Here is a 10,589-nt window from a genome sequence, read left to right as displayed (position 1 = left end):
TTCAATCTTGAAAAGACTAAACTTACAAGCACGTTTCAATTCCTTATAGGTAGGCTACAAACAATTGGAAAACACCAATTTTTTATGCAATAGATGATGATTGTTTCAATTCCTTATAGGTAGGCTACAAACCCTTTATTCTTTATTCATATTCTATTGCCAAGAAACCAGCATAAATATTAGCTATATTTAAAATTTACATCAAAAAAATTTCCTTGTCAAATTGAGTTTATTTTCTGTCGACCTTCAATCCTGTAAAAATCCTTAGAGATCGACAAATCAGCATCATTATTAGCTTAGAGTTAAATTTTGGCAAAATTTTAACATCTTAAAAGCACTAAAATTTCCCTAAAATTACCCGATCGACAAATTTTTAAAACCACATTCGTAAGCCAATAAGAGAATTAAAATAACTTGTATCTTTTCCTGCTTGTTCAGCACTATTTTTGGTAACTCCAAGAAGTTTTGTATATGAAAATCCAATATATGGAGCAAATTCTCTTTTAAATTCATATCTCAATCTAAAACTTAACTTTACATTGTTTATACCTGAGCCTATACCAATTTCTTCTATTTTTGAGAATGAAAATTTAGTATCAAGCCTTGGTTGCAGAATAAGTCTTTGTGTAAGTAAAAGATCATATTCTGCTTCAAAATCTCCATAAATTTCACCTTTAGAGGTTAATCTAAAATTAGTATCTATTTCAAAATAGTAAGGAGCAAGGCCTTTTAGGCCTATAACAGCCATAGTTCTATCTTTAGATACATTCCCATAAGAAGAAGTATATCCAATACCTCCTCTTATGTCCCAAAAAGGAGAAATTAATTTTCCATATAATAAATCTAATCTTTCAATATTGCCTTCTTCATTTTTAAAACTATGTTCACCTTCTAATTCTATCCAAATTCTTCTATAATCACCACCATACCAACTGGTTATCTCGTAGTCAAAATTATTTTTATCATTGTATTCTAATCTATCAAAAAGGAACTGGCCATAGTATAATGGCTTCATCTTTTTTACAGGATAAAATTTATATTTCTCATTATTTTCAGCTATAGATAATCCTATTATAGATAGGCTAATAATTATTATTTTTTTCAACATGATTTACTCCTCCAAAATTAACAAACTTGTAAGACCCTAAACATACCTGTATGCATATGGTACAAGATGTGGCAATGAAATGCCCAATTCCCAAGAGCATCATTATCAATTTCAACACAAACTTTTTCTGCTGGCTTTATATTTATAGTATGTTTTCGTGGAGAGTATTCACCATTACCATTTTGAAGATACATCCACATACCATGAAGATGTATTGGATGATCCATCATTGTATGATTTATGAAAACAAGTCTTACTCTCTCTTTATATTTTGTTTTTATTAATTGATGGAACTCAGAACTCCAATCTTTACCATCATAGGAATACATTTTCCATATATATCTTTCCATATTTCCTGTAAGATGTATATCTATTTGCCTTTCTGGATTTCTTATTTCAAAAGGTTTTATACTTTTTAAATCTGCATAAGTTAAAACTTTGTGTTTTACATTTTCAAAACCTACTCCTGGATCATTAAGCCTACATATAGGATTTTTCATGACCATTGCAGCATCAGGTCCAAAACTATTTGGAATTTGCATAGGTTTACAATTACATAAATATTTCATAGGGTTCATATGATGTTGCATTTTATGATGCATTCCCATTGCTATCATACCTCTTGTTGAAGGAGGTCTTCTCGGAGGAACAGGAGCTTCCATGCCTATTTTAGGTGCAAGAGTCCCTCTTGTATATCCGCTTCTATCCATTGTTTCTGCAAATATAGTATAAGCTTTATTTTCCATAGGTTGGACTATAACATCATAAGTTTCTGCAACAGCTATTCGAAACTCATCTACTTCTACTGGCTGTACATTTTGCCCATCTGCTTGTATAACTTTCATTTTCAAACCTGGAATTCTTATATCAAAATAAGTTGTTGCTGAAGAGTTAATAAATCTTAATCTTATTTTTTCACCAGGTTTAAAAATAAATGTAGGGTTTTCTTCTTTTGTCATTCCATTAATAAGATATATATATGTTGAGGCTGTAACATCTGCTATATCTCTTGGATTCATTCTCATTCTTGCCCACATAAGTCTTTCTTTGATAGTGTATTCAAGGCCTTTTGTTTTAATATCATTAAATAAATCTTGAATAGTTCTTTTTTGATAGTTATAATATCCATCCCATTTTTTTAGATGCATTAATACTTTATAAGGATCTTCAAATGTCCAATCTGAAAGCTGAATTACATAATCTCTATCATATTCAAAAGGCTCAGGATATTTAGGATCTATTACTAAAGGACCATAATGACCAAGTTGTTCTTGCAAGCCTGTATGGCTGCGATACCAATATGTTCCAGACTGAACAACAGGGAAACGATATGTAAAACTACTTTTAGGTGGTATTCCTGGGAATACTACTCCTGGTACACCATCCATCTTATTAGGTAACCTAATACCATGCCAATGAATAGATGTTGATTCATTTGTCTCATTTATAACTTTTATTATTGCTTCTTTTCCTTCTTTAAGCTTTATAAGAGGAGCAGGAAAATTTCCATTAAAAGTAAATGCTCTTCCTTGTCTCTCTCCTATATCTATTTTCTCCTTTTATATAACTATTTCATATATAACAGCATTTTCATTTTCTTTTCTATCTGCTATATGGAAACCTCTGCATGAGGCATAAACAGGTAAGGATTTAGTTAGTATGCTTAAAGCTACTGATGATACTGAAAATTTTAATAAATCTCTTCTATTTATTTTCATCACTTAACCTCTTTTTAAATAAAAATAAATATAAATATAGTATAGTAATAGCATAGTAAATTATGCAAAGTTTCAAGTATTTTTAATTAAAGGTATTCAGTTTTAAAGTTGCTTTTTATTAAAAATCAAAAACTACTCTTTAACTAAATATATAATTAAAAAATACTTTGAATATTTTTATAAAGTGTATATAATTTAAAGTATTAATATAATCAAAAGGAGTTTAACAACTATGGAAACAAGTAGTTTACAGCAACAAAAAGCAATACAGATAGAAAAGTCTAATTTAATTGCTAAAACTTATGGTCTTTTATCCTTAGGATTTCTTTTAATGGCTTTAGGTACAGTTGTTGGTCTTCAATTTGTACCTCAGCTATTATCCTTAGGTAAATGGGGATTTTTGATAGTTTCTCTTGTAGTAACTATTGGAACTATGGTTCTTGCTTTAATGAATCAAAAGAATGCTCTGGGCTATTTATTTTTCTTTGCATTTACTTTTTCTATTGGATTTTTTGATGCTCCTGCTATTGCAGTTATTTTTTCTTCAGCAGTATTGTTAGAAATATTTAAGCAAGCATTTTTATTAACAGCTATCATTACAGGAAGTTTAACAGCATATGCTTTTATTACTAAAAAAGATTTTAGTTTCTTAGGTGGATTTTTATTTACAGGTTTAATTTTAGTTGTAATTATGGCTGTTGTTGGTTTATTTTGGCATAATACTACCTTATCTTTTGTAATGTCTGGAATTGGTGCTTTAGTTTTCTCTGGATTTATTCTTTATGACACTTCAAGACTTATTCATGAAAAAGGTACACCTATTGAAATAGCTATAGCATTATTCTTAGATATAATTAACCTATTTTGGATGTTATTTAATCTTTTAAATATCCTAAAAGGCGAAGAGTAAATGTACTGGTAATAATGTTTTTAAATAAGGAATTTTCTATGTTTTAAAATTAAATATTAAGCTTTTGTAATAATTTCAAAGAAGTATAGGTTTCTATATCTGGAGAGTAAAAGTTTTCATCATTAGTTAAAATAATATTACATTTATTATTTTTTGCTAAGGTATATTGTAAGGTGTCTTCTAAATCTTTAGATTTTGGATTTTTTTCCATTAGAGTTATTGCTTCTTCAACTTCTTCATTAGAAAATGGAATAAGTTTGTATACATCTAAAGAATCCTTTATATTATATAAAGCGTTTTTTTTTATCTTCTTTTTTTAGAATATAATAAACTGTTGTTAATAAATCACAACTTGTATAAAGATTAATCTCTTTTATAGATAAAAGATAACTAATTACTTTTGTAGATGACTGATTATTTTTCCTTTTTTTGTCGAAAACATCAATAATTATATTTGCATCTACGAAAACATTTTTAATATTCACTACCTTGTTCCTCTTTTAGCTCTTGAAACGTTTTATTTTTTGTAATGCCTGCGAAAAAATCTGCTCTTTTTATAATTCTATTAAAAGCTTTCATCCTTTTTTTAACCTGATATTCTCTAAATTTTTCTTTTAGAAGTTCCTCAATTAATACACTTTGAGGCTTTTTGTAGTATTTAGCCATTTCTTTTAATTCTTTATCTGCAACTTCTGAAAGAACTATATTTTTCCTAACTTTCATTTTCTACTCCTTTCTATTGTTCTACACACTATGTGAATATATATTTAAAATTTATTATGTCAATAAATTTATGTATATTTTAATATATATAAATCTTCTGTGTCTTTCTATCCAGATTTATAGTTTTTTAACTTTTTATAACATCTAAAAGCTCTTTTTTAACTTTATCTAAAAGGTTTTCATCTGTAATTTTTTTCATATCTTTTGTTCTTACATAAAATGAATCTCTGGCTCTTTCTCCTTGAGTTGTAGCTTTTACTATATGAACATATAAATCAAATTTTGAAAGAACCTTTATTATGTCAAATAAAAGCCCTATTCTATCTTCTGCAGAAATATCAAAAATTGTATAGCTATCTGATGTTTTATTGTCTATTTTTACAAATGTTGGTGGTGGTATTGTTCCTGCTTTAAAACCTTTATATTTTATAGTTTTTACTATATCTTCAAAAGTGATAATTCCTTTTCTATAATCTTCAAAAATCTGAACAAATTTTTTGAATTTTTCTTTATCTACTGCTTCTAAAGCTGGCGTTGAGATATGGGCTTCTATTAATACTGTATTGTCTTTTCTTGTGAAACTAAAGATAGATAAAATATTTATATTCATAGAACTTAAAATACCTGTAAAAATTAGTAATGGATTTTCAATATCAGAAACTGCAATTATTAATTCGGAAAAACCAACAGTTATATTTTCTTCAAAAATAAATTGTGGATCTCCTGTTTTTAAAAGTTCATACTCAAGTTCAAAATGTTTTAATATATCATCTAAAGATGTAGAGATAATATAATAATCAGAAACTCTATTTAAAAATTTATTTGCTACTTCTTTTGAGTATTCTTTTTCAAGAATTGCTTTAATTTCTTCTTTTTTCTTTGCAAGCTGTCTTTGATGATGCTCTTCTGCTGATATTCCTTCTTCTAAAATCTGATATGCTTTATAATAAAGCTCTAATAAAAGTGCATTTTTCCAGTCATTCCATGCATTAGGACCTACTGCATTTGCATCACACCAAGTTAAAACAGTTAACATTTTTAAAAATTCTTTATTTTTAACCTTTTTAATAAAATCATTTAATACTTTGGGATCATTTAGATTTCTTCTTTGGGAAACTTTAGCCATTTCAAGATGATATAAAACTAACTTACTTACAATTTTTGCATCTCTTTTTGAGTATCCAAATCTTGTCAAAATATCATAAGCCATCTGAGAACCGAGGACACTATGGTCTGTGTTATGTCCTTTACCTATATCATGTAAAAAAATTGCCCATATTAAAAGATCTTTTCTTTCTATCTCTTTATAAATTTCATAATATGGTTTTTTTTGTGGATTATCTGCTATTTTTAAACCTTCAAGCATCTCAACTGCTTTTATTGCATGGGCATCAGTTGTATATTTGTGGTAAGTATCATACTGGAAATGACATCTTTGATAACCAAATTCTGGGATAAGTTCATCTATTACGTAAAATTCTTGCATTTTTCTTATTGTATTTGGAAGATTTTTCACATCTGAAAATATCTCTCTCACTAATTTTTTTATATCATTTCTATGGATATTTTCTTTTAAAGATTTTTCATTTTTCCTAAGTAAATACTCAAGCTGAGAAGAAAAGTCAAGATAATATTCTTTAAAATATTTAAATGCTTTTAATATATTTATTACATCATTTTCAAACTTTTCTTTATTTATAATATCAAGCTCTGTAGAATTTCTAATAAATACATCATCTATTGGTATATATTCTTCAAAATAGTTTTGCTGTGTAAGATTTTTTAAAATTCTTTTTGTTATTGTGTTAATAGATTTTGCATTTAGATAATAAAATCTCATCATCTGTTCTATAGATGCTCTAAGTTGATCTATATCATCATTTTCTTGAGCATATCCAAGCTTTTTAGCTACTTCTTCTTGAAGTGGAAATACAAGAACATCGCATTTTTTATTGCATATAAGATGCATTTGGTTTCTTATTCTAAGAATAAAATCATAAGCTCTAATAAGTTCAACATATTCTTCTTCTAATATTATATTTTTTTCTATAAAATATTTATAATCTTCAACATTGTCTAAAACTTTTGCTATCCAAAAAACTTCATGAAAATCTCTTAATCCGCCTTCTCCTTCTTTAACATGAGGCTCCATCATATATATACTACTTCCTGTTTTTTGGTATCTTTGTTTTCTTGCTCTTAATGTTGCATTTATATACTCATTTCTTTTTCTTTTAATTAAATTTTTAAATCTTTTAATTAGATTTTTGTATATATCTTCATTTCCCCATAAAAATCTTCCTTGAAGTAAAGAAGTTGCAACAGTTAAATCTTTATCTGAAAGTTTCATAAATGTTCTTATATCTCTTGGTGAAAAACCTATATCTACTTTAAGGTCTAAAAGAAGATAATAAAAGCTTTCTAAAGAGGCTTTTAAATTTTCAAAATTTTCTTCTTTAAAAACTAAAGAAATATCTATATCTGATTTAAAACAAAGTTCCCTTCTTCCATATCCTCCAAGTACAACTATTGATACATCTTCTGGATTCTCAAATGAAAGCTCTGCAAATTTTTTTATAGTTTCATCTGTTAAATCTGATAAAGCCCTGACAGTATTTAGTCCTGTTTCTCCTTTATAATGTTTTTCTATAATTTCTTCTTTTTTCTGAAAATAATTATTTAGAATTTTTTTTCTATCATCTATATTTACAGTTTTCATTATTTTCTACCTACATACTTTTTTATTTCATCTAACGAAATTTTATAATATATTGGTCTTCCATGGGGGCATAAATTTGGATTATTTGTTTTTAACCAGTTTTCTAAAAGAGAGTAAGCTTTTTCTTCATTTAATCTATCTCCTGCTTTAACTGACATTTTACAAGCAATATTTGAGAAAATTTCTTCAAAAGATATATTTAGATTTCCTGTTTCTAAAATCTCTCTAAGAGCATTTTCTGCTTCATTTTGTTTTAAATTGTAAGGAATAGCTTTAAGCAAAACTATATTTTCTTCTATATCAAACTCAAACCCAATATTTTTTAGTTTATCTTTTAATATATTTAATCTTTGGATTTCATCAGGTGCAAAAGATAGTTTTGAAGGTATTATTAGTCTCTGAGAAGGAATATTTCCTTTTTCTAAAAACTCTTCCATTAACATCTCATAAAAAATCCTTTCATGGGCTACATGCTGGTCTATAAAATAAACTTCTCCATTAAAATATGCTATTAAAAATGTATCTTCTATCTGTCCTATTATCTCAAAATTTTTCTTTGCATTGTAAGTGGCTGTTTTTTGTTTTAATTGATCAGTTTCTTCTTTCTTAAACTGATATGAAATAGATTTAAATTTATTAAGATTTTCATTTAAAGCTCCTTTTATTAATGAAACAACAGAAGATTCTTTAACAAATTTAACTTCTTCTTTTGCAGGATGAACATTAAAATCAACAAAATAAGAAGGAAATTGAAAAAATAGAATATAAAAATTATCTCCTATAATACTTTTTATAGTATTTTGAATTAACCAATTTCTAACAGGTCTTCCATTTATGAAAATATATTTTTTCTTTGTAATATATGAAGATGTTGATATTAAACCTTTAATAGTTCCAATATTTCCTTCATATTCTATCTCTATTAAATCCTTTTCATTTTCTTTTCCAATAATATTTAAAACTCTATCTTTTAAGGTGGAAGGATAAAAGTTATAAAGCTGTTTTCCATCTACAGTTATAGATAAATATTTGTCTGTATGCAAGAATGCATATTTTGAAAAAACATCAAGTATATGTATAAGTTCTGTTCTATCTGATTTTAAAAATTTTTGTCTTGCTGGTATATTAAAAAATAGATCTTCAACTATTACAGATGTTCCAATACCACAGCCAGTTTCTTTAAAATGTTTTATATTTCCTCCTTCTATATAAAGTTCATATCCTACTGGGTTTCCTAAGGTTCTTGATATTAATTTAAATTTAGATACTGCTGAAATACTTGCTAAAGCTTCTCCTCTAAAGCCATAAGTTTCAAGATTAAACAAATCATCTTCTGAAAAAATTTTACTTGTTGTAAATCTTTTTACTGCTTTTGGAATATCATCAGGTTCTATACCAGTTCCATTATCTTTTACTTTTATTAATCTTTTACCGCCTTTTTCTATAAAAACTTCTATTTTATTGGCACCAGCATCTAAGGAGTTTTCTATTAGCTCTTTTAAAACATTTGCTGGCCTTTCTATTACTTCTCCTGCAGCTATTTTATTTATTACATTTTCTGGAAGTTGTTTTATTTTCATTTAAACCTCTATACTACTTGCATTTATATAAATATTGTCATATTTTAATTAATAATTAATTTAAAAATTATAAACAAAGGAGGGCTTGTCAATGGCAGTAAGAAAGTTAGAAAAATCAGAATGGGAATCTTATTTTGATGAATGGGACAAAAAATACAGAGAAGGTCAAGTGCCAAAAAGAGATGTAAAGATTGAACTTGTAAACGAAGATTTAGGAGATCAAATTGAAACTTGGTGGCAAGAGTTAATAGGTCTTGATTATGATCCTAAGAATGATATTTTTGAAATTGCTGCGGAAAGACATGATCATTTAATAAGAAAACCTACTGAAATTTATGTAGATGAAGAAAATGGAGATATTAAAAATTTAGAAGTTATTCAATGGGATGGAACAAAGCATATAATTTCATTCAAAACTAAATAATTAATGAAACTCCCCTTTTAAAAGGGGAGTTTTTTATTTTGATCCACAGATATAACTTACTCCTTCAGTAGTTTCAGCCCAATGTTTTGTTTTAGGTTTTATTATTAACATATCTCCAGGTTCAAGTATTACTTCGCCAGTTTCATATCCAATTTTTACCTTGCCTTTATAAACCCATCTTACTTCTTCATAATTATGAGTATGCCAGTCGTAAAATGTATTTGGGCTATCTGTCCAACTATATATAGAATGGTATCCTTCCTTTTTTAGTATATCTTTTATCTTTTCTATATCAGTAATACCTGTTTTTACTACTTGTACATCCATTTTTCTACCTATGCAACAATATTTTCAGGATTTCCTTTTAAAAATGATTCTATATTATCAACTGTTATATCAAGTATTCTTTGTAAGGCATCTCTTGTATTATAAGCATTATGTGGAGAAACTATTACATTTTCTTGTCTTAATACATAATAAGCTTCTAAAGCTTTTTTTAGTTTTGTTGCTGGTAAATGCTCTTTCTTTAAAAATTCTTCTTCAATTATTACATCTTCAGCTTCAAAAGTATCTAAAGCTACACCACCAGAAAGTCTTCCTTCTCTTAATGCTTCAATTATAGCTTCTGTTTCAACTACTGGTCCTCTTGAAGTATTTATAAGCATAGCATCTAATTTCATTAATTTAATATTAAATCTATTTATTAAATGATGAGTTGACTTAGTATAAGGTACATGTAAAGTAACAATATCAGAATTTGATAAAAGCTCTTCTAAACCTACATATTTGACTCCATACTGTTCAATTAGATTTTGCTTTTTAGATCTATCATAAGCAAGTATATTCATACCAAAACCATGTGCTATTTTTGCAACATAAGAACCTATTCTACCTGTACCAATTATTCCAATAGTTTTTCCCATAATATCAATACCCATTAATCCCTGTCTTGAAAAATCGCCTCTTTCTATATTTAAAATCATTGTTTTAAATTTTCTTGCAAGAGCAAGAATCAGACCAAATGTATATTCAGCAACGGTATTATTACCATATCCGGGAACATTTGAAACCTTTATTCCTTTCTTCTTTGCATACTCAATATCTATATGATCAAATCCAGTAGAACGAGTAACAATATATTTAAGATTAGGCATGCTATCTATAACATCTTTTGTTATTTTGGAATAAATAAAAACACTAATTATTTCTGCATCTGAAAAATTTTTAACATTTGTATTGTCAAGTTCTTCATTTAAAAATTTAACTTCAGCATCAATATTTTTTTCTTTTAGTCTTCTTTCAATATGGATTTTTTCCCAGTTTTCCACTTCAAAAAAGTATATTTTCATAATAAATACCCCTCTTTTATTTTTGTTATAATTAATACTAAATTCAATTTTAAATTTA

12 protein-coding genes and 1 CRISPR repeat array (1 of these 13 running past the window's edge) are annotated in these 10,589 nt (G+C 27.0%); of the genes, 2 read left to right on the top strand and 10 right to left on the bottom strand.

Features of this window, described 5'->3' with window-relative positions; genetic code table 11:
- Nucleotides 1-132: direct repeats of the CRISPR family, unit length 30 nt; unit sequence GTTTCAATTCCTTATAGGTAGGCTACAAAC (it extends 450 nt beyond the left edge of the window).
- Between the two features lie 241 nt (nucleotides 133-373).
- From CLV39_RS02845 to CLV39_RS08800, 3 genes are read right to left on the bottom strand one after another with little or no spacing between them, the layout of a single operon-like run.
- Entirely contained in the window at nucleotides 374-1,108 is a 735-nt protein-coding gene (locus tag CLV39_RS02845) for a copper resistance protein B (protein WP_245960288.1), read from the bottom strand.
- A gap of 17 nt (nucleotides 1,109-1,125) precedes the next feature.
- Nucleotides 1,126-2,652 (bottom strand): copper resistance system multicopper oxidase, encoded by a 1,527-nt coding sequence (locus tag CLV39_RS02840; protein WP_281271966.1) that lies wholly within the window; start codon nucleotides 2,650-2,652, stop codon nucleotides 1,126-1,128.
- A 15-nt stretch (nucleotides 2,653-2,667) separates the two neighbouring features.
- Complete coding sequence (locus tag CLV39_RS08800) at nucleotides 2,668-2,826, bottom strand: hypothetical protein (protein WP_170145588.1); 159 nt, start codon at nucleotides 2,824-2,826, stop codon at nucleotides 2,668-2,670.
- A gap of 232 nt (nucleotides 2,827-3,058) precedes the next feature.
- On the opposite strand from CLV39_RS08800, the gene CLV39_RS02835 reads away from it, so the two are divergent.
- Nucleotides 3,059-3,736 (top strand): Bax inhibitor-1/YccA family protein, encoded by a 678-nt coding sequence (locus CLV39_RS02835; RefSeq protein ID WP_121922704.1) that lies wholly within the window; start codon nucleotides 3,059-3,061, stop codon nucleotides 3,734-3,736.
- 49 nt (nucleotides 3,737-3,785) lie between these two features.
- Here the strand turns inward: CLV39_RS02835 and CLV39_RS08720 are convergent, their stop codons facing one another.
- The 5 genes from CLV39_RS08720 to mutL form a co-directional block, all read right to left on the bottom strand.
- Nucleotides 3,786-3,989 carry a PIN domain-containing protein gene (locus CLV39_RS08720; protein ID WP_245960298.1) on the bottom strand — a complete coding sequence of 68 codons (204 nt, stop codon included), beginning with the start codon at nucleotides 3,987-3,989 and terminating at the stop codon, nucleotides 3,786-3,788.
- Between the two features lie 31 nt (nucleotides 3,990-4,020).
- Complete coding sequence (locus CLV39_RS08715; RefSeq protein WP_245960287.1) at nucleotides 4,021-4,221, bottom strand: PIN domain-containing protein; 201 nt, start codon at nucleotides 4,219-4,221, stop codon at nucleotides 4,021-4,023.
- On the bottom strand, nucleotides 4,211-4,459 hold the full coding sequence (locus CLV39_RS02825) for a hypothetical protein (RefSeq protein ID WP_121922703.1): 249 nt from the start codon (nucleotides 4,457-4,459) through the stop codon (nucleotides 4,211-4,213). The genes CLV39_RS08715 and CLV39_RS02825 overlap by 11 nt, the downstream gene beginning before the upstream one ends.
- 127 nt (nucleotides 4,460-4,586) lie before the next feature.
- Nucleotides 4,587-7,178: a [protein-PII] uridylyltransferase gene (gene glnD / locus CLV39_RS02820; RefSeq protein WP_121922702.1), complete on the bottom strand. Its 2,592-nt coding sequence runs from the start codon at nucleotides 7,176-7,178 to the stop codon at nucleotides 4,587-4,589.
- The gene (mutL, locus tag CLV39_RS02815; protein ID WP_121922701.1) at nucleotides 7,178-8,758 is read right to left on the bottom strand and encodes a DNA mismatch repair endonuclease MutL; all 1,581 of its coding nucleotides are present in this window, start codon (nucleotides 8,756-8,758) and stop codon (nucleotides 7,178-7,180) included. Before mutL ends, glnD begins: the two co-directional genes overlap by 1 nt.
- 91 nt (nucleotides 8,759-8,849) lie before the next feature.
- Here mutL and CLV39_RS02810 point away from each other — a divergent pair, with 91 nt between their 5' ends.
- On the top strand, nucleotides 8,850-9,182 hold the full coding sequence (locus tag CLV39_RS02810) for a DUF5335 family protein (RefSeq protein WP_121922700.1): 333 nt from the start codon (nucleotides 8,850-8,852) through the stop codon (nucleotides 9,180-9,182).
- 33 nt (nucleotides 9,183-9,215) lie between these two features.
- On the opposite strand, the gene CLV39_RS02805 is transcribed toward CLV39_RS02810, so the two are convergent.
- On the bottom strand, nucleotides 9,216-9,509 hold the full coding sequence (locus CLV39_RS02805; protein ID WP_121922699.1) for a cupin domain-containing protein: 294 nt from the start codon (nucleotides 9,507-9,509) through the stop codon (nucleotides 9,216-9,218).
- Nucleotides 9,510-9,517: 8 nt separating this feature from the next.
- A complete protein-coding gene (locus CLV39_RS02800) occupies nucleotides 9,518-10,531 on the bottom strand; it encodes a hydroxyacid dehydrogenase (RefSeq protein WP_121922698.1) in 1,014 nt (337 codons plus the stop codon).
- Nucleotides 10,532-10,589: the final 58 nt, after the last annotated feature.

This window comes from Hydrogenothermus marinus (genome assembly GCF_003688665.1).
GTDB classification, from domain to species: Bacteria; Aquificota; Aquificia; order Aquificales; family Hydrogenothermaceae; genus Hydrogenothermus; species Hydrogenothermus marinus.
The sequence above is the reverse complement of the archived record's forward strand: the minus strand, read 5'-3'. Positions and strand labels throughout refer to the sequence as shown.